Annotated in this window: 15 protein-coding genes and 1 pseudogene; 7 read left to right on the forward strand and 9 right to left on the reverse strand. The window is 68.1% G+C overall.

What is annotated here, in order from left to right; translation table 11 throughout:
• Window positions 1-4: 4 nt before the first annotated feature.
• Genes DBV10_RS12890 through DBV10_RS12900 form a run of 3 tightly spaced genes read right to left on the reverse strand, consistent with a single transcriptional unit; the run spans window position 5 to window position 2,965 of the window.
• Window positions 5-967 carry an MlaD family protein gene (locus tag DBV10_RS12890; protein WP_124514026.1) on the reverse strand — a complete coding sequence of 321 codons (963 nt, stop codon included), beginning with the start codon at window positions 965-967 and terminating at the stop codon, window positions 5-7.
• Window positions 967-1,836 (reverse strand): ABC transporter ATP-binding protein, encoded by an 870-nt coding sequence (locus tag DBV10_RS12895; RefSeq protein ID WP_124514027.1) that lies wholly within the window; start codon window positions 1,834-1,836, stop codon window positions 967-969. The genes DBV10_RS12890 and DBV10_RS12895 overlap by 1 nt, the downstream gene beginning before the upstream one ends.
• A gap of 4 nt (window positions 1,837-1,840) precedes the next feature.
• Window positions 1,841-2,965, reverse strand: a complete 1,125-nt coding sequence (locus DBV10_RS12900) for an ABC transporter permease (protein WP_124514028.1) — start codon at window positions 2,963-2,965, stop codon at window positions 1,841-1,843.
• A gap of 287 nt (window positions 2,966-3,252) precedes the next feature.
• Here DBV10_RS12900 and DBV10_RS12905 point away from each other — a divergent pair, with 287 nt between their 5' ends.
• Window positions 3,253-4,941 (forward strand): GMC family oxidoreductase, encoded by a 1,689-nt coding sequence (locus DBV10_RS12905; RefSeq protein ID WP_124514029.1) that lies wholly within the window; start codon window positions 3,253-3,255, stop codon window positions 4,939-4,941.
• Between the two features lie 405 nt (window positions 4,942-5,346).
• Here the strand turns inward: DBV10_RS12905 and DBV10_RS23390 are convergent.
• Window positions 5,347-5,595 (reverse strand): annotated as a pseudogene (locus DBV10_RS23390) (ammonia channel protein); the annotation flags it as partial.
• Window positions 5,596-5,945: 350 nt separating this feature from the next.
• Here DBV10_RS23390 and DBV10_RS12920 point away from each other — a divergent pair.
• The 6 genes from DBV10_RS12920 to DBV10_RS12945 all read left to right on the forward strand — a co-directional run bounded on the left by DBV10_RS12920 (window position 5,946) and on the right by DBV10_RS12945 (window position 11,594).
• Window positions 5,946-6,704, forward strand: coding sequence for a TSUP family transporter (locus DBV10_RS12920; protein WP_124514030.1), 759 nt, complete (start codon window positions 5,946-5,948; stop codon window positions 6,702-6,704).
• Window positions 6,705-6,954: 250 nt separating this feature from the next.
• On the forward strand, window positions 6,955-7,716 hold the full coding sequence (locus DBV10_RS12925; RefSeq protein ID WP_124514031.1) for an ABC transporter substrate-binding protein: 762 nt from the start codon (window positions 6,955-6,957) through the stop codon (window positions 7,714-7,716).
• A 38-nt stretch (window positions 7,717-7,754) separates the two neighbouring features.
• Window positions 7,755-8,537, forward strand: a complete 783-nt coding sequence (locus DBV10_RS12930; RefSeq protein ID WP_124514032.1) for an amino acid ABC transporter permease — start codon at window positions 7,755-7,757, stop codon at window positions 8,535-8,537.
• Window positions 8,534-9,286 carry an amino acid ABC transporter ATP-binding protein gene (locus tag DBV10_RS12935; protein WP_124514033.1) on the forward strand — a complete coding sequence of 251 codons (753 nt, stop codon included), beginning with the start codon at window positions 8,534-8,536 and terminating at the stop codon, window positions 9,284-9,286. Before DBV10_RS12930 ends, DBV10_RS12935 begins: the two co-directional genes overlap by 4 nt.
• A gap of 48 nt (window positions 9,287-9,334) precedes the next feature.
• Complete coding sequence (locus DBV10_RS12940) at window positions 9,335-10,627, forward strand: DcaP family trimeric outer membrane transporter (protein WP_124514034.1); 1,293 nt, start codon at window positions 9,335-9,337, stop codon at window positions 10,625-10,627.
• Window positions 10,628-10,706: 79 nt separating this feature from the next.
• Window positions 10,707-11,594, forward strand: coding sequence for a DMT family transporter (locus tag DBV10_RS12945; protein ID WP_124514035.1), 888 nt, complete (start codon window positions 10,707-10,709; stop codon window positions 11,592-11,594).
• 117 nt (window positions 11,595-11,711) lie between these two features.
• Here DBV10_RS12945 and DBV10_RS23120 read toward each other — a convergent pair whose 3' ends face one another.
• The 5 genes from DBV10_RS23120 to DBV10_RS12970 form a co-directional block, all read right to left on the reverse strand.
• Window positions 11,712-12,800, reverse strand: a complete 1,089-nt coding sequence (locus DBV10_RS23120; RefSeq protein ID WP_124514036.1) for a hypothetical protein — start codon at window positions 12,798-12,800, stop codon at window positions 11,712-11,714.
• A 137-nt stretch (window positions 12,801-12,937) separates the two neighbouring features.
• Entirely contained in the window at window positions 12,938-14,878 is a 1,941-nt protein-coding gene (gene mrdA, locus DBV10_RS12955; protein WP_124514037.1) for a penicillin-binding protein 2, read from the reverse strand.
• Between the two features lie 10 nt (window positions 14,879-14,888).
• Window positions 14,889-15,407 carry a rod shape-determining protein MreD gene (gene mreD / locus DBV10_RS12960; RefSeq protein ID WP_124514038.1) on the reverse strand — a complete coding sequence of 173 codons (519 nt, stop codon included), beginning with the start codon at window positions 15,405-15,407 and terminating at the stop codon, window positions 14,889-14,891.
• Between the two features lie 40 nt (window positions 15,408-15,447).
• Window positions 15,448-16,371: a rod shape-determining protein MreC gene (mreC, locus tag DBV10_RS12965; RefSeq protein WP_124514039.1), complete on the reverse strand. Its 924-nt coding sequence runs from the start codon at window positions 16,369-16,371 to the stop codon at window positions 15,448-15,450.
• A gap of 144 nt (window positions 16,372-16,515) precedes the next feature.
• The gene (locus DBV10_RS12970; RefSeq protein WP_063460976.1) at window positions 16,516-17,559 is read right to left on the reverse strand and encodes a rod shape-determining protein; all 1,044 of its coding nucleotides are present in this window, start codon (window positions 17,557-17,559) and stop codon (window positions 16,516-16,518) included.
• Window positions 17,560-17,651 lie beyond the last annotated feature (92 nt).

A 17,651-nucleotide genomic window follows, 5' to 3' on the forward strand; every position in this document is an offset into this window, starting at 1 on the left:
CTCCTCAAGGCGCAAACCCAGGTTCCCCCGGGCCGGGCGGGATGCGGCCCGAGCCGTAGAGGAACAGCTGCGGGTTGTCGCTGACGCCCCCGGCCGCACGCCCCAGCTGGCGGGCGGCGCGCGAGGTGTCGTCGGCGGCGCGGTTCACGCGCGGCAGCGTGGCGGTGCTGAACTGGTCGGCCGCGCGGGCCAGCGACTGGGTGCCGGCGGTGATCTGGTCAATGGCGCCGCCTTCGGCATTGAGGCGCTGGGTGGTCTTGCCCAGGTCCACGGCCAGGGCCGACACGCCGGCGCCCGCCTGCTGCAGTGACTGCAGGGTCTGGCGCGCATCGCTGGCCAGGGGCGGCAGCGCAGCCAGGGCCGGGTCCAGGCGCTGGGCCACGGTGGCATCGAGCCGCTGCGTGAGGGTGTTCACGCTGCCCGCCGCCTGGCCGATGTTCGACAGGGCCTCGGTGAGCTTTTGCTGGTTGTTGTCGCCGAGCAGCTGGTTGATGCGGCGCGTGGCTTCCTCCACCTGGTTCAGGATGGCCGGGGCCTGCTCGGCCAGTTTGCCAAACGGCGAGGGCTTGAGCGGCAGGCGCGGCAGGCCGCTCGGGCCGGGAGGCAGCTCGGGGTAGGGTTTCTCGGCATCGTCCAGCAGGATGTGGGCCAGGCCGGTGACGCCCTGGTAGCCCAGCACGGCAAAGGTGGTGGGGCTGATGGGGGCCTGCTCGTTGACGGCGATGCGGATCAGCACGTTGCCGGTGACCTGCGGGTCGAAACCAATGCGCGTGACCTTGCCCACGGCCACGCCCTTGTAGCGCACGGCGGCCTGGGGTTGCAGGCCGCTCACGCCGTCGCGGGTAGAGAGTTCGTATTGCTCGTAGTTGGCGTTGTCGCGCGTGAGCCAGACGGCCAGGCCCGCCAGCAAGGCGGCGACCACCAGCACGAAGATGCCGGCAGCCAGGGCGTGGGATTTGTTTTCCATCAGGTGGGTTCCTTGTCTGGCAGGGGCGCGGCCGCCGGCACGGCGGGCGGTGCAGATGTCTGCACGGGGGCCATGGCGCGCTGGCCGCGTTCGCCCATGAAGAAATGTTCGATGAAGGGATGCTTCACATGCGCCACCTCGTACGGCGGCCCGGTGACGATGACCTTTTTCTCGGCCAGCACGGCCACCCGGGTGCTGAGCGCAAACAGCGTATCGAGGTCGTGCGTGACCATGACCACGGTGAGCCCCAGCGCCGCGCGCAGCTCACGCAGCAGCGCACAGAAGTCGTCGGAGCTGCTCGGGTCCAGCCCGGCCGTGGGCTCGTCCAGCAACAGCAGCGGCGGGTCCATGATGAGCGCCCGCGCCAGCGCCACGCGCTTGACCATGCCGCCCGACAGGTCGGCCGGCATGCGGCTGGCGTGCTCGGGTTTAAGGCCCACCATCTGCAGCTTGACCAGCGCGGCGTCGCGCACCAGCTCGTCGGGCAGCGTGCCCTGTTCGCGCAGCGCAAAGGCCACGTTGTCGAGCACATTGAAGGCCGAGAACAACGCGCCATGCTGGAACAGCATGCCCACGCGGCTGGCCGCGCCCTCGCGCCCCATCTCCGATGCCGGGCGGCCCAGCACCGTGACCTGGCCGCGCGTGGGCCGGGCCAGGCCCAGGATCTGGCGCAGCAGCACCGTCTTGCCCGTGCCCGAGCCCCCCACCAGCGACAGCATCTCGCCGCGCTGCACGGTGAACTCCAGGTCCTGGTGCACGGTGAAGGCCTCGTCGCCCTTGCCAAACGTGGTCCACAGGCCACGCACATCCACGATGGGCGGCTCGCCGGCCGCGACGGGGATGTGCTGGGGACGTGCAGTGCGGGCCATGGGCTCAGATCCCCAGGTTCTTGAAGGCCACGGCGAACAGCGCGTCCACGATGATGACCATGGTGATGGACGACACCACCGAGGCCGTCGTGCCCTCGCCCAGGCTCTGGGTGTTGGGCTTCACGCGCAGGCCCCAGTGGCAGCCGATGAGCGCGATGCACGCGCCAAACACCACCGACTTGGCCATGGCCAGCCCGAGGTTGCCCACCTTCACGGCGGCCGGCAGCGCCTGCACAAAATACGCGGGCGAGATGTCCATGGCCAGGTCGGCCGCAAGCATGCCCCCCGCCAGGGCCGCCAGCGTGGTCCACACGCTGATGAGCGGCATGGCCAGCGCCAGCGCCAGCGTGCGTGGCATCACCAGCCGAAACCCGTGCGGAATGCCCATCACGCGCATCGCGTCCAGCTCCTCGGTCACGCGCATCACGCCGATCTGGGCGGTGATGGCCGAGCCCGAACGCCCCGCCACCAGGATGGCTGCGAGCATGGGCCCCAGCTCGCGGATGAGCGAGATGCCCAGGATGTTGACGATGAACGACTCGGCGCCAAACTGGCGCAGCTGCAGGCTCATCAGGTAGGCCAGCACCACGCCAATCAAAAAGCCCACCAGCGCCGTGATGGGCAGGGCCGTGGCCCCCATGCGGTACAGGTGGCCCGAGACATCGCGCCACGGCCCCTTGCGCGGCGCGCGCGCCAGGCGCACCAGGTCCAGCACCAGCTGGCCCACCATCTCCAGCAGGTGGCGTGCGTGGTCCACGCCATGCAGCACCAGCACGCCCAGGTGGTCGATCTGGTCGCCCAGGCGCCAGGGCTCGGGCGGGGGGGCGATGCAGGTGAACTGCGCCACGCGCGCCAGCATGGTGCGCTGGCCCTCGGTGCAGGCCAGGTGCACGGGCCAGGCATGCTGCCAGTGGTTCCAGAGCAGCTGCGCGCCCACATGGTCCAGCCACTGCAGATCCCGCAAATCCCACCCCAGGGCGGGGGCGGCCGGATGGCTGCGCAACTGCGCGGACACAGCCTCCCACTGCGCCTCGGTACCCAGCTCGGCCGCCCCCCAGCGCCCACGCAACTGCGCACAGGGGCCCTGGGGCGTCTCGGTGCGAACAATGCGGGGGGTGTGCTCGGTCATGGGCCGGGCTGCCAAGGCAGCCAGAGGGATGTGGAAGTCAAGAAGCAGAAAGGAAGAGCGTGCATGGTAGCGGACCGTGCACGGCCCGCTCCACCAGGCAACCCAGCGCCAAGCACAGGCCGGCCCCGATGGCATGCAATTATTATCAAACCAGCGCCCAACGCAATACTGACAAGCGCCAACAGCTACCAAATATGTAGCAATCAGCACACACCCTATCGACAGGGCCGGAGCGATCCGCACAATGGCCCACCGTTACAACCCCCTGCATTGCCCCGCCCCCACCCATGAGCGACACCACGTTTGACACCATCATCATCGGCGGGGGCACAGCCGGTGCCCTGCTCGCCAACCGCCTGAGCGCCGACGCCAGCCACCGGGTGCTGCTGATCGAAGCCGGCCGCAAGGACGACTACCACTGGATCCACATCCCCGTGGGCTACCTGTACTGCATCGGCAACCCGCGCACCGACTGGCTCTACAACACCGAGCCCGACCCGGGCCTGAACGGCCGCACGCTGCGCTACCCGCGCGGCAAGACGCTGGGCGGCTGCAGCAGCATCAACGGCATGATCTACATGCGCGGCCAGGCGCGCGACTACGACCAGTGGGCCGAACTGACGGGCGACGCCAGCTGGCGCTGGGACAACGCCCTGCCCTACTTCCGCCGCCACGAGGACCACTGGCGCCTGGACCAGCCCGGGGCCGTGAATGAAAATTTCAAGCGCCTGCATGGCAACAAGGCCACCGGCAGCACCGGAGAGTGGCGGGTGGAAAAGCAGCGCCTGCGCTGGGACGTGCTCGACGCCTTTGCCCAGGCCGCGCAGCAAGCGGGCATCCCCGCCACCGACGACTTCAACGGCGGCAGCAACGAGGGCGTGGGCTACTTCGAGGTCAACCAGAAAAGCGGCTGGCGCTGGAACACCGCCAAGGCCTTCTTGCGGCCCACCTGCTACGGCCGCCCCAACTTCGAGATGTGGACCAGCGCGCAGGCGTCCAAGCTCATCCTCGAAACACAGCCCGACGGCAGCCAGCGCTGCACCGGCGTGCAGGTGTGGGACGGCCAGGAGATGGTCACCGCCCATGCCACGGGCGAGGTGATCCTGAGCGCAGGCGCGGTCAACTCACCGCAGCTGCTGCAGCTGTCGGGCATCGGCCCGGCCGCGCTGCTGCGCCAGCACGGCATCGACGTGGCGGTGGACCTGCGCGGCGTGGGCGCCAACCTGCAGGACCACCTGCAGATCCGCGCGGTGTTCAAGGTGCAGGGCGTGCAGACGCTCAACACCATGGCCAACTCGCTGGTGGGCAAGGCCAAGATCGGGCTCGAATACGCACTCAAGCGCAGCGGCCCCATGAGCATGGCGCCCTCGCAGCTCGGCGCGTTCACGCGCAGCAGCCCCGACCGGCCGCATCCGAACATCGAATACCACGTGCAGCCCCTGTCACTCGACGCGTTTGGCGAGCCGCTGCACAGCTTTCCGGCGTTCACGGCCAGCGTGTGCAACCTCAACCCCACAAGCCGGGGCACGGTGCAGATCAAGAACGCCGACTTCAAGACCGCACCTGCCATCGCGCCCAATTACCTCAGCACCCCCGAGGACCGCCAGGTGGCCGCCGACAGCCTGCGCGTCACACGCCGCATCGTGGCCCAGCCCGCGCTGGCCAAGTACACCCCCGAGGAATGGAAGCCCGGCGTGCAGTTTGACAGCGACGAAGATCTGGCCCGCCTGGCGGGTGACATCGCCACCACCATCTTCCACCCCGTGGGCACCACCCGGATGGGCCGCGATGGCGACCCCATGGCCGTGCTGGATGCACAGCTGCGCGTGCGCGACGGGCGCGGCGGCGTGGTGGCCGGGCTGCGTGTGGTGGATGCGGGCGCCATGCCCACCATCACCAGCGGCAACACCAACTCGCCCACGCTGATGATGGCGGAGAAGGCGGCCGAGTGGGTCATCGCGGCGCGGCGGGCATGACATGACGCCCGTGCTGCAGCGCAGGCCCGCTCAGCGGATACCACCCACGTAGCGCGGTACCTCGGGCGGTGGTGCCATGCGCTGGCGCACCGCCCGCGCAGCCACGTCCAGCAAGGGCCTGCGCGCTGCAAACAGGAAGTCCTGGTGCAAGGCCGATCGGCCCACTCGGCCAGATCGGGCGCGTTGTCCTCCTGAGCGCGCAGGCGCGCAAACTGCACGATCTCCAGCGCATATTCGGCGTTGGCCGCCATCCATTCGGCGCCAGTCAAGCGCCCCGTCTTGCGGCGCAGCAGCACGTGCAAATGGGCGGCAAGGGCGAGTTTTTCGGAATCGGGCAGGTCCGGCCTGCTCGTCCACGCGCAGCAGCCGCTGGAGCCCCGTGGCGCCCCAGTAGCACGCGAGCCCGGCCACCAGGCCCATCACCACGGCCGAGCGCAGCGTGAAAAACCCCGCTGCGGGTGTGATGGCCACCAGGCCGACGCCAGGCCCGAGCTCAGCCCCAGCAGCGAGGCTCGCGTGGGCGCTACCGCCACAGGGGATGCCCCACCCGCGACCGCCTCGGGCGGACTCTGCGCCAGCGCGCCGGCACACAGCCCCAGGCACAACAACACAACCGCCACGAACCGGGACAAGACTCCCCGAATGAAATACCATCCTCACAACTTGTTACAACGCGCTGCACGAGCCATGCCAGCCGGCATCCCCCGACTCGGGACAACATCCGGCCAGGCGCCCGGCCAAGGGTGCGGGAAACCCCCAATGCACCAGCGGGGTGCACCCGTTACAGTTGCGCCACTCGAAAGCGCGCTTCGGTGTGCCAAGCGAGGGGCCCGAGGAGACACTTTCTACCAACAACCACATTCCAAGCACCCAACGAGGTGCACATTTTTTCCAGGCGCTGGCGATCCCAGCGCCTTTTTCTTGCCCGCTCGCACAACACCTCGCCCATCCGGCACACCCTATCGGTCCTGAATTGATAGCGCTCCAGGTGCGAAAATAGAGCCATGGAATGGTTTTTTATTACCCTGGCCTCGCTGCTCGCGGGCTTTGTGGATGCGATCGTGGGGGGTGGGGGGCTGGTGATGGTGCCGGCGTTGTTTGCGGCGTTTCCGGGGGCGCCACCGGCCACGCTGCTGGGCACCAACAAGGCCGCGTCGGTGTGGGGCACCGCCATGGCCACCTGGCAGTACAGCCGCCGGGTGCAGGTCCGCTGGCAGGCCATGCTGCCCGCCGCCGCCGCCGGCTTTGCCGGATCGTTTGCGGGCGCCTGGGCCGTCACGGTGGTGTCGGCCGACTTCCTGCGCAAGCTGCTGCCCCTGGTGCTGCTGGGCGTGCTGGTCTACACCCTGGCCAAGAAGGACCTGGGCCGCTACCACCTCCCGCGCTTTGCGGGCCGCACCGAGGTGCTGGTGGCGGGCCTGATCGGTGTGCTTATCGGTTTTTATGACGGCTTCTTCGGCCCGGGCACCGGCAGCTTCTTTGTCTTCCTGTTCGTGCGCTTGCTCGGCTATGACTTCCTCAATGCCTCGGCCTCGGCCAAGCTGCTCAATTGCGCCACCAACATCGCGGCCATCCTGCTGTTTGCAGCCAAGGGCCATGTGTGGTGGCACTTTGCGGTGACGCTGGCCGTGGCCAATGTGGTGGGCAGCCTGCTGGGCACCCACATGGCGCTCAAGCATGGCACGGGCTTTGTGCGCGGCATCTTCATCATGGTGGTGGGCACCCTCATCCTCAAGACGGGCTACGACGCGTTCTTGAGGTAACACCACGGCCGAAAACCGCTCCCGAAAGTTCGGGAGCTCCGTCTAAACCTGTTGCGAATAGGCACACAAGCGCCCACCGGGGGTTGTCCGCAGTGTCAAGGAAAAAATCCGCATCTTTATAATCGTGTCCATTTGATGACGGCAGGCTTCGCCATTGGCGATGACCCCGCCCTCGTTCCCCGAGCCTCCGGCCTGCTTACCCGCATGCCGGATTTTTTGTACCTGAAATACCCCGTACAGGACCCATCCCATGAAATTGTTCAAGGCTGTCGCCACCGCCCTCGCGCTCTGCGCCGCATTCGCCGCCCAGGCCCGGACACTGGACGAGGTCAAGAAAGACGGCAAGATCCTCATCGCCACCGAAGGGCAGTTCGCTCCGTTCAACTTCTTCAATGGCACCACGCTGACGGGCTTTGAAGTAGAAGTGGCCGAACTCGTGGCCAAGAAGATGGGCCTCACGATCCAGTGGAAGACCCTGGGCTTCGACGCCCTGCTCACCGGCCTGCGCCAGGACCGCTGGGACCTGGTGATTGCCTCGCACGGCATCACCGACGAGCGCGCCAAGGCCGTGACCTTCACCGAGCCCCACTACTGCTCGGGCGGCATGATCATCGCCATGGATCCCGCCATCAAGGGCGCCAAGGACCTGGCCGGCAAGATCGTGGCCGTGCAGACCGGCACCAGCTACCTGGAGAACGTGCAGAAGGTCTCGTCCATCAAGGAAATGAAGAACTTCCCCACCGACGTGGACGCCCGCAGCGCCCTGAACTCGCGCCGCGTGGACGCCTGGGTGACCGACCGCTTCGTGGCCAAGGCCGTGGCCGAGAAGAACCCCGGCGCCGGCTTCAAGCTCGGCGACATGCTGTTCATCGAGCGCATCGCCGCCGCCGTGGCCAAGGGCAACAGCTCGCTGGCCGGTGGCTGGAACAAGGCCCTGGCCGAAGTCATGGCCGACGGCAGCTACGCCGCGCTGTCCAAGAAGTATTTCAACGAAGACGTCCGCTGCCACTGAGCACGCCCCTCTCGCTCTTGTCCTGACCGGGGTTTCCCATGCTCACTGCCCTTTGGCCACAGCGCTGGTCTCGCCAGCAGCGCAGCAACGCCACGCTCGTCTCGGCCGTCATCCTGATGGTCCTGGCGCTGGCGCTGCTGGGCCAGTTGCTCTCTTTCCTGCCCGAGCCCATTGGCTCCAACGCCCAGGCCTTTTCTGATGGCGCGCGCACCACGCTGTGGCTCACCCTCATCAGCGGCAGCGTCGGCCTGGTGCTGGGCACGGGCGCGGCCCTGGCCCGCACCGCGCGCTGGGCGGCCGTGCGCTGGGTCGCCAGCTTCTACATCTGGGTGATCCGCGGCACGCCGCTGCTGGTGCAGATTTTGTTCGTGTACTTCGCGCTGCCGGTGCTGGTGCCGGGCCTGAACCTGCCCGACTTTGCCGCCGCCGTGCTGGCCCTGGGTCTGAACGTAGGCGCCTACAACGCCGAGGCCATCCGCGCCGGCCTCTTGGCCGTGCCGCGCGGCCAAACCGAGGCCGCCAAGGCACTGGGCCTGGGCCGGATGCACGTCTTTCTGGACGTGGTGTTCCCCCAGGCCTTCAAGATCTCACTGCCGCCGCTGGTGAGCAACTTCGTGGCGCTGCTCAAGGACTCGTCACTGGCCTACGCCATCGGCGTGGTGGAGCTGACCAATGTGGGCAACCGCATCCAGTCGGCCACATTCCAGCCCATTGCCACGCTGTCCACCGTGGCCATCACCTACCTGCTGCTGACCACGTTGGTCACGCAGATCTCGAACGCCGTGGAATACCGCTTCGACGTGGAAGACCGCAACAAATGACAACGGGCCACACCACCACCCCTTTCATCGTCGTGGACCGGGTCTGCAAGTCGTTCGGCGCACACCAGGTGCTCAAGGATGTCTCGACCACCTTCAACACTGGCGAGGTCACCGTGATCATCGGCGCCTCGGGCTCGGGCAAGAGCACCTTGCTGCGCGCCATCAACCGGCTGGAGCCCCACGACAGCGGCACCATCACCATCGACGGCGAACCCGTGGGCGACGACCCGCACCGGCTGCAAAAGCAGCGCAGCGAGGTCGGCATGGTGTTCCAGCAGTTCAACCTGTTCGGCCACATGAGCGTGCTGGACAACGTGACGCTGGCGCCGCGCCGCATCCGCCGCACGCCGCGCGCGAAGGCCAACGAGCAGGCCATGGCCCTGCTCACCCGCGTGGGCATGCAGGACCACGCCCACAAGTACCCCTGGCAGCTGTCGGGCGGCCAGCAGCAGCGGGTGGCGATTGCACGGGCCCTGGCCATGCAGCCCCAGGTGATGCTGTTCGACGAGCCCACCTCGGCCCTGGACCCGGAGATGGTGCAGGAGGTGCTGGACGTGATGCGCGAGCTGGCCCGTGGCGGCATGACCATGATCGTGGTGACCCACGAGATGGGCTTTGCGCGCGAGGTGTCCGACCGCGTGATGTTCTTCGACCAGGGGCGCATCGCCCACGACGCCCCACCCGCCGAATTCTTCAGCAACCCAGCCAACGACCGCATCCGCGCCTTCATCGGCCGCATGAGCGCCTGAGATCCAGGCACCTGCGAACAACAACCACAAGCCCCTACCGGAGTGACCATGAAACTGAACCACACGTTCCTCGCCCTGATGGCCGCCGGCCTGTGCAGCCTGCCACCCGCAGCCTTTGCCCAGACCGCCAAGGATTTCGAAGACATGCGCAACGAGCTGAAGGCCCTGCGCGCCGAGCTCAACGCACTCAAGGCCCAGGCACCGGCCGCAGCGCCTGCCGCCGCATCGGCATCGGCCTGGAACGACCGCATCGAGGCCGTCGAGCTCAAGCAGAAGGACGCCGTGGTGCTGGGCGACATCCCTGGCAGCTTCCGCCTGCCGGGCAGCGAGACCTCGATCCGCGTGTACGGTTTTGCCGAAGCCAACATGGTCAAGGACTTCAAGGGCACGGCCCCGGGTGACCATTTCACCAACCTGATGGAACAACCCCTGGGCAGCGCCAAGAGCGGCAAGACCAGCCTGACCGCACAGACCTCGCGCTTTGGCTTCGAGACCTCCACGCCCACCGGCGTCGGCACCTTCAACACCAAGATCGAGGCCGACTTCTACGCCTACTGCGGCGCCGAGTGCAACCGCAACCGCCTGCGCCTGCGCCATGCCTACGGCGAGTACGCAGGCTGGCTGATCGGCCAGACCTGGTCCACCTTCATGGACACGGACAACCTGCCCGAGACGGTGGACTTCAACGGCCCGCCCGGCGCCACCTTCCGCCGCCCCACCCAGGTGCGCTACACCTACAACAACCCCAACCTGGCCAAGTTCCAGTTCGCACTGGAAGAGCCCACCGACGGCGCCAAGAGCCCCAACCTGGTCGCCCGCGTGGACAAGGCCTACGACTGGGGCAATGTGAACGCCCGCCTGCTGTCGCACGAACAGCGCGTGAGCGGCGTGTCCAAGCGCGGCCTGGGCTTTGGCCTGGGCGCGGGCTACAAGATCACCGGCACCACCACGCTGATGGCACAGTACACGCGCCTGGACGGCGATGGCGACGGCGCCTACCTGATCGGCACCAACTACCCGGTGCTGGACGGCGGCACGGTGCGCCTGGACAAGTCGCAGGGCGTGGTGCTGGGCCTGTCCAACGTGTTCAGCGAGCAGCTGCGCGGCACCGTCTCGCTGGGCATGGTGCGCTCGCGCAACAAGCTGGGCGACGCCTACGTGAACGCCTACGGCGCCGAAGGCAACCACAAGCTCTACCAGTGGCACGCCGGCATGTACTACCTGCCGATCAAGAGCGTGGAACTGGGCGCCGAGCTGATCGGCGGCCGCCGCACGACGTTCGACGGCCAGCAGGGCGAGATGCTGCGCCTGAACCTGCAGGCCCGCTACCTCTTCAACTAAGCCTTCGACTTTGCCGGAGCAGGCTGGCCGGGCAACCGGCCAGCCTTTTTTGTTTGCCGCATTTCCTCTTTGCCTGTCCATGAAACCCGACCGTTTTGGCCTGTTGGCCCTGCTGGCAGTGACCGTGGTGTGGGGCACCACCTTCCCCGCCATGAAGCTGTTGTCCACCCAGCTCGATGCGCTGCAGATCATCTGGCTGCGCTTTGTGATTGCGCTGGCGGTGCTCGCGCCGCTGTGGTGGGGCATGCGGCGCCACGAGCGCCTGTGGGGCTGCGCCCTGGGCGTGCTGCTGTTCCTCGCGTTCTGGCTGCAGATCGAGGGCCTGGCGCGCACCAGCAGCAACCGCAATGCCTTCGTGACTGGCCTGAATGTGCTGGTGGTGCCGCTGATCGCCATGGCGGCCATGGGCCGCCGCTATGGCTGGCGGCTGTGGGCCGCCTGCGGGATGGCCTTGTTGGGCATGACCCTGATGTTCCACGAGAACGAGCCCTGGAACCTGGGCGATACGCTGACGCTGGCCAGCACGGTGTTCTACGCGCTCTACATCCTCGCGCTGGAAGAATCCGCGCGCCGCACTGCCGCGCGCCCCCTGCGCGCCACGCGCATGGCGGCGGCGCAGGCCACGGTGATGGCCGCGGCCTCCACCGCGCTGCTGCTGGGCCAGGACGGCGGCCTGGGCTGGCTGCACGCCACCGCCCACCTGCCAGCCGATGCCTGGGTGGCGCTGCTGTACCTGGGCCTGCTGGCCAGCGTGGTGGTGGTCACCCTGCAGGCCTGGGGCCAGCAGCGCGTGGATGCGATGCGCAGCGCCATCGTGTTTGGGCTGGAGCCCGTGTTCGCGGCCCTCACGGCCTGGGCGCTGCTGGGCGAGCGGCTGGGCTGGGCAGGCCTGGCGGGCGCCGGGCTCATCGTGGCGGCGCTGGTGTTCAGCCAGATTCCGCCCTCCGCGAAGGCGCAGCCCGCCTGACGGTTCCAGGCCCACAAGAAATCATGCCCCAGCGCCTGCCTGACAAGCGCTTGCAGCTATCAAAATAGAAGCAAAATCCTGGCGCAGACCTTGGCCTGCACCAGGAGGGCCGCCGCACTACACCTGCGTGACCAGCCCCACCATCTTCACTACCTCCAGGTCACGCCCCTTGACCGAGGCCAGCTCGGCGCGCAGGCGGTCGTTGTTCCAGCGCTCGTCGGGGGCGCCGCTGAGGTACCAGTCCGAACCGTTGTCGGCCAGGAGCATCCCGTAGGCCTTGAGCGCCGCCAGGATGGCCTGGGCCTCCGGGCTGAACGTGGCGGGAACGGCATACCCCGCCTTCAGCCGCACCCGCATGCCCATGGGCGGCAGGTTGGGGTCGGTGCTGGAGGAGGCGTAGTGCATGGCCGGCGGCACGAACGCCCGGCGCGTGCGCGCCGCCGTGAAGCGCAGCGCATGGCGGATGCCCCCTGCGCCCAGCACGGCTTCGTCGTACCGCACCAGCCCGGGGAAGATGGGCAGCCCGGCGGCGTCGGCGCTGGTCCAGCCCGCCTTCGCGGTGGGCCGCACATTGTTGCTGTCGAGGTGGAACACCGCCCCGACATCGGCCTGCCAGCGGTCGCCGCGCGCAAACGCGCGCCCGAGTTCATAGAGCCGCTGGTTGTCCCGGTCGAGGACGAGCACATGCCGGTCGCCATTCAGCCCCGGCGCGCCCTCCACGGGCGCGTCCAGCGGAACCGGAAATGGGCCGGGGTCGCTCTCGGCCGCGTAGGCCTGGTAGTCGATGGCCACCCGGGCCTGCTGGCCCGCGACCACCCGGTAGGGGATGCCGATGGGCGCGCCCTCCCACAGGCCGGCGCCGAAGTCGCGGTACAGGCCTTTGTCGGCACCGATGCTGGCGATCAGGCGCTCGGACGCCGGATCCACCTCGGCGCCGCTGATGTCGGTGTTCCACGGGTTGTCGGCCGGGAACGGGATGGCGCCGTTGAGCGCCGCACCGGCCCCCAGGCTGGCGCGGGAGAGGTTGCCATAGGCCACGCCGCCCGAGGGCGGTGCAGGCAAGGGCGACGGTGAGGGCCCGGCGGGCGCGGCCGGGCTGGGGGGGTTGCCGGGGCTGGCAGGGGCATCGCCCCCACCGCCTCCGCCACAGGCGGTGAGCAGCAGAACAGGAAGGGCCCCCAGGGCCCGGCGGCGTTGGCGTTGCATGGCGTCTCCGGTGCGCGGCAGTCTGGCGCGGCCCCCACACAGGGGCGGGCGGATTCTGCCGCAGAAGCCGCGCGCGGCCTGTTAGCAGATGTTCGCGGGGCCAGCGGGGCCCCGCACCGGGCAATTTTTGGCAGGGCTCAGGGCAACGGCAGCGCCACATCGGCCACCCGGCGGGGCTTGCCGATGGGGGCTGCAGCCTGCCCCTTCTGCACGGCGGCGATGTCTTCCTCGCTGGGGTACTCCCCGAGCAGCCAGTAGTCGAACACCCGGCGTGCGATGGGCGCGGCATGGGCGGCACCAAAGCCGGCGTTCTCCACGATCAACGCCAGGGCAATCGTGGGTTCTTCGGCGGGCGCGAACGCGGCGAACAGGGAATGGTCGCGCTGGTGCTCCTCCAGCGCCTTGGCGTTGTACTTCACGTTCTGCCCCAGGCTCACGGCCTGGGCCGTGCCCGTCTTGCCCGCCGAGGTGTAGGGCGCGCCCGCAAACACACGGGTGCCCGTGCCCCCCTTGTTCACGGCCACCAGGGCGTTGCGCACCAGCTCCACATGCCGGGGCTGGTAGCCCAGGTTCTGGCCCGGGGGCTGGACGATCTCGGTGACCACCCCGGTGACCGCGTTTTTCACAGCCTTGGCCATGTGGGGCCGGTAGCGCGTACCGCCGTTGGCCAGCGTGGCCTCGGCCAGCGCCAGCTGCAGCATGGTGAAGTTGTTGTAGCCCTGGCCGATGCCCAGCGACACGGTCTCGCCCGGGAACCAGCGCTTCATGTCGGCGCGCTTGTAGGTGTTGCGCTTCCACTCGGTGCTGGGCAAGGTGCCGCGCACCTCGCCGTTGAGGTCGATGCCCGTGGACTGGCCCAAGCCCAGCGGTTTCATGAAATCGTGGATGGCGTCCACGCCCATCTCCACGGCCAGCGAATAGAAGTAGGTATTGCTGGAGAACTGGATGGCGCGGTGCATGTCCACGCCGCCCAGCCCGCCCTCGTGGCTGCGGAAGGTGTGGCCACCAAAGGTGTAGAAGCCCGGGTCGTTGATCACCAGGCTGGGCGAGCGCTTGTTCAGCTGCAGCGCCCCCAGGGCCATGAAGGGCTTGTAGGTGGAGCCGGGGGGGTACGTGCCGCGCAGGGCGCGGTTGAGCAGCGGCTTGTCGATGGACTCGTTGAGCGCGGTCCAGTTGTCCACGTCGATGCCTTCGACGAAGAGGTTGGGGTCGAACGTGGGCTTGCTCACCAGCGCCAGGATCTCGCCATTGCGCGGGTCGATGGCCACCAGCGCCCCGCGGCGGCTGCCGTACAGCTCCTCGATGAGTTTTTGCAGCTTGATGTCGATGGACAGCATCACGCTGTCGCCGGGCGTGGCCGCGTGGCTGGAGAGCTTGCGCACCGCGCGCCCGCCGGCCGAGGTCTCCATCTGCTCCACACCCGTGGCGCCATGCAGGGCCGACTCGAAGCTCTGCTCGACGCCCAGCTTGCCGATGTATTCGGTGCCCCGGTAGTTGGCCTCGTCGTCCGAGTCCTGGATGCGGGCCTTCTCGTTCTGGTTGATGCGGCCGATGTAGCCGATGGCGTGGCTGGCCACGTCGCCCAGCGGGTAGTTGCGAAACAGGCGCGCCTTGATGTCCACGCCGGGGAAGCGGTAGCGCTGGGCGGTGAAGCGGGCCACCTCCTGGTCCGTCAGGCGCGTGCGGATGGGCAGGGATTCGAAGTTGCGCGACTCCTCCATGAGCCGCTTGAAGCGCCGGCGGTCGCGCGCCTGGATGTCCACGATCTTGGCCAGCTCGTCGATGGTCTCGTCGAGCACGCCCGCACGCGAGGGCGTGATCTCCAGCGTGTAGGCCGAGTAGTTGGTCGCCAGCACCACGCCGTTGCGGTCCAGGATGAGCCCCCGGTTGGGCACGATGGGCACGACCGCCGTGCGGTTGCTCTCGGCCTGCGCGGCCAGGTCGTCGTGCCGGACCACCTGCAGGAAGATCAGCCGGGCCAGCACCAGGCAGAGCGCAGCCAGCACCACCAGGCCCACCACCACGGCACGCACCCGAAAACGCGAAGCGTCGGCTTCGCTGCTGCGCAGTTCGGTCATGTCGTCAATGTCACAAAGGCCTGCTCTTGTCGCTGTCGGGCGGGCGGCGCTGGGGCGCCAGCAGCACCCAGCTGGCCAGGGGCCAGAGCAGGGCTTCGATCAGCGGCGCCAGAAAACTCCACAGTCCCGGGAAGATGCCCCCGGACACCATGCGCAGCAACAGCTCGATCGCGTGGGCCAGCGCAAACAGCGGAAGCACCTGCAGCGCCTGCGACGGCACACTGAACCACAGCAGGCGGCGGTGGATGGCAATGGCGCCAAAGGACAGCACGGTGTACGACAGCGCATGCTGGCCCAGCAGCGCCGACTGGCTCACGTCCATGCACAGCCCCAGCACAAACGCCGCGCCCATGCCGATGCGCAGCGGCTGGTGCACGCCCCAAAACACGAGCAGCACCATGAGCAGGTCGGGCATCCAGACGATGCGGCCCAGCGGCAGCATGTTGATGGCCAGGCCCGCCACCAGGCTGGCCCAGATGAACACCGGGTTCACCGGCATCAGCAGGGGCTCACCACGCGGCATGATCATGGCGTGCGTCCTTTCATCTTCGTCATGCAGGGGGCGCCGCTCACTTGCGCCCTCCGCGCTTGTTCGCAGGCACGGGGTGCGCCGGTTCGGGGCGGGGCAGCTCGTTGTCGCCCAGCGGCTTGAGCACCACCACATGGCGCGCGCCCTGCACCTGGGCCAAGGGTGTGCAGTAGATGCGGGCAAACGCGGAATCGGCCCGGCGCTCCACCCGCACCACCCGTGCCACGGGCAGGCCCGGGGGGTACAGGCCGTCCACGCCGCTGGTGGTCAGCAGGTCGTCTTCGCGGATGTCGGCATTGGCCGGCATGAAGCGCAGCTCCATGCCGCCGCCATGCCCGGCCACGGGGTCGCCATAGGCCACGCCCCGCACGCCGGTGCGGATGTTCAGCACGGGAATCGCCTGGTCGCGGTCCACCAGCAGCGTGACCTCGCTCACCAGGGGGAACACCCGCGTGACCTGGCCCAGCACCCCGGCCTCGTCCATGACGGGCGCGCCCAGTTCGACGCCCCCCACCTGCCCCCGGTCCAGCACCACGCGGCGCGTGTAGGGGTCGGCAGTGTCGTAGATCACCTCGGCCGCCTGGGCCGGTGTCTGCAGCCGGTCGCGCAGCTCCAGCAGCTTGCGCAAGCGGCCGTTTTCCAGCGCCAGTTGCTCGGCATGGTTGGCGCGCTGGCCCATCAGCGCCATCTTCTTGCGTGCGGCGTCCAGGTCCTCCTGGGCGGTCTGCAGCGACTGGAAGTAGCCAGAGCCATGGCTGGCGAACTCCACCGGTTTGAGCATCAGCCATTGCACCGGGTAGAGCACGGTGGCCACCACCTTGCGGAACGGGCCCGTGATCTGGAAGCGCGCGTCCGCCACCATCAGGAACAGCGCCAGCGCACTGAACACGGCCAAACGCGACAGGGCCGAAGGGCCCTGTTTGAAGAAAGGGGGAGCGCTGCGCTCCAGGGTACCGATGGGCATGGTGCGCAGCAGTCAGGACAGGCCGCGTGGAGGCCGCTCCACGGGCGCATGCTCAGGATGAAGCATTGGAGCGGGTGCAGTCATGCAGTTCATGAGCGGGATTCAGGGTGGACGACAGTGCCTGCAACCACCAGGCCCACGGGCTTACTCGCTCGTGAAGATGCTGCCCAGGCGATCCATGCGCTCCAGCGCAATGCCGCAGCCGCGCACCACACAGGTCAGCGGGTCTTCGGCCACCAGCACGGGCAGGCCGGTTTCCTCGGCCAGCAGGCGGTCCAGGTCGCGCAGCAGCGCGCCGCCGCCGGTGAGCATCATGCCGCGGTCGGCAATGTCGGCGCCGAGTTCGGGCGGGGTCTGCTCCAGCGCGTTCTTCACGGCCGAGACGATCTGGTTGAGCGGGTCGGTCAGTGCCTCCAGCACTTCGTTGCTGGAGATGGTGAAGCTGCGCGGCACGCCTTCGGACAGGTTGCGGCCCTTGACTTCCATCTCGCGCACTTCAGAGCCAGGAAAGGCCGAACCGATGTTCTTCTTGATGGATTCTGCGGTGGGCTCGCCGATCAACATGCCGTAGTTGCGGCGGATGTAGCTGATGATGGCTTCGTCGAACTTGTCGCCGCCCACGCGGACGCTGCCCTTGTAGACCATGCCGCCCAGCGAGATCACGCCGACTTCGGTGGTGCCGCCGCCGATGTCCACGACCATGGAGCCGGACGCCTCGGACACCGGCAGGCCCGCACCGATGCCGGCGGCCATGGGCTCCTCGATCAGGTACACGGCGGTGGCGCCGGCGGCCTCGGCCGCGTCCTTGATGGCGCGGCGCTCGACCTGGGTGGAGCCGCAGGGCACGCAGATGATGATGCGCGGGCTGGGGGTGAACAGCGTGCGCGGGTGCACCATCTTGATGAACTGCTTGATCATCTGCTCGGTGATCACGAAGTCGGCGATCACGCCGTCCTTCATCGGGCGGATGGCTTCGATGTTGCCAGGCACCTTGCCCAGCATGGCCTTGGCCTCGTGGCCTACGGCCTGGATGACTTTCTTGCCATGGGGCCCGCCTTCGTGGCGGATGGCAACCACGGAGGGCTCGTCGAGCACGATGCCTTTGTCGCGGGCGAAGATGAGGGTGTTGGCTGTGCCAAGGTCAATGGCAAGGTCGGTGGAGAAGTACCGACGGAAAGCTCCGAACATTCAAAAGTCCTCTCAGGCACGGCATGCACGTCGGCCTGCCATCGCCAGGTATTCAGGGGTGTTTATTGGCTTTTTTCACGCAATTGACTCCC

The organism is Acidovorax sp. FJL06 (genome assembly GCF_003852545.1).
Lineage (GTDB): Bacteria > Pseudomonadota > Gammaproteobacteria > Burkholderiales > Burkholderiaceae_C > Acidovorax.

Bases quoted from the DNA above. Each gene is read 5' to 3' on its own strand.
- DBV10_RS12925 (WP_124514031.1), top strand. From the start codon at position 6,955: ATGAAATTGTTCAAGGCTGTCGCCACCGCCCTCGCGCTCTGCGCCGCA.
- DBV10_RS12935 (WP_124514033.1), top strand. From the start codon at position 8,534: ATGACAACGGGCCACACCACCACCCCTTTCATCGTCGTGGACCGGGTC.
- DBV10_RS12945 (WP_124514035.1), top strand. From the start codon at position 10,707: ATGAAACCCGACCGTTTTGGCCTGTTGGCCCTGCTGGCAGTGACCGTG.
- DBV10_RS12930 (WP_124514032.1), top strand. From the start codon at position 7,755: ATGCTCACTGCCCTTTGGCCACAGCGCTGGTCTCGCCAGCAGCGCAGC.
- mreD (WP_124514038.1), bottom strand. From the start codon at position 15,407: ATGATCATGCCGCGTGGTGAGCCCCTGCTGATGCCGGTGAACCCGGTG.
- DBV10_RS12970 (WP_063460976.1), bottom strand. From the start codon at position 17,559: ATGTTCGGAGCTTTCCGTCGGTACTTCTCCACCGACCTTGCCATTGAC.
- DBV10_RS12920 (WP_124514030.1), top strand. From the start codon at position 5,946: ATGGAATGGTTTTTTATTACCCTGGCCTCGCTGCTCGCGGGCTTTGTG.
- DBV10_RS12905 (WP_124514029.1), top strand. From the start codon at position 3,253: ATGAGCGACACCACGTTTGACACCATCATCATCGGCGGGGGCACAGCC.
- DBV10_RS12895 (WP_124514027.1), bottom strand. From the start codon at position 1,836: ATGGCCCGCACTGCACGTCCCCAGCACATCCCCGTCGCGGCCGGCGAG.
- DBV10_RS12900 (WP_124514028.1), bottom strand. From the start codon at position 2,965: ATGACCGAGCACACCCCCCGCATTGTTCGCACCGAGACGCCCCAGGGC.
- mrdA (WP_124514037.1), bottom strand. From the start codon at position 14,878: ATGACCGAACTGCGCAGCAGCGAAGCCGACGCTTCGCGTTTTCGGGTG.
- mreC (WP_124514039.1), bottom strand. From the start codon at position 16,371: ATGCCCATCGGTACCCTGGAGCGCAGCGCTCCCCCTTTCTTCAAACAG.
- DBV10_RS12940 (WP_124514034.1), top strand. From the start codon at position 9,335: ATGAAACTGAACCACACGTTCCTCGCCCTGATGGCCGCCGGCCTGTGC.
- DBV10_RS23120 (WP_124514036.1), bottom strand. From the start codon at position 12,800: ATGCAACGCCAACGCCGCCGGGCCCTGGGGGCCCTTCCTGTTCTGCTG.
- DBV10_RS12890 (WP_124514026.1), bottom strand. From the start codon at position 967: ATGGAAAACAAATCCCACGCCCTGGCTGCCGGCATCTTCGTGCTGGTG.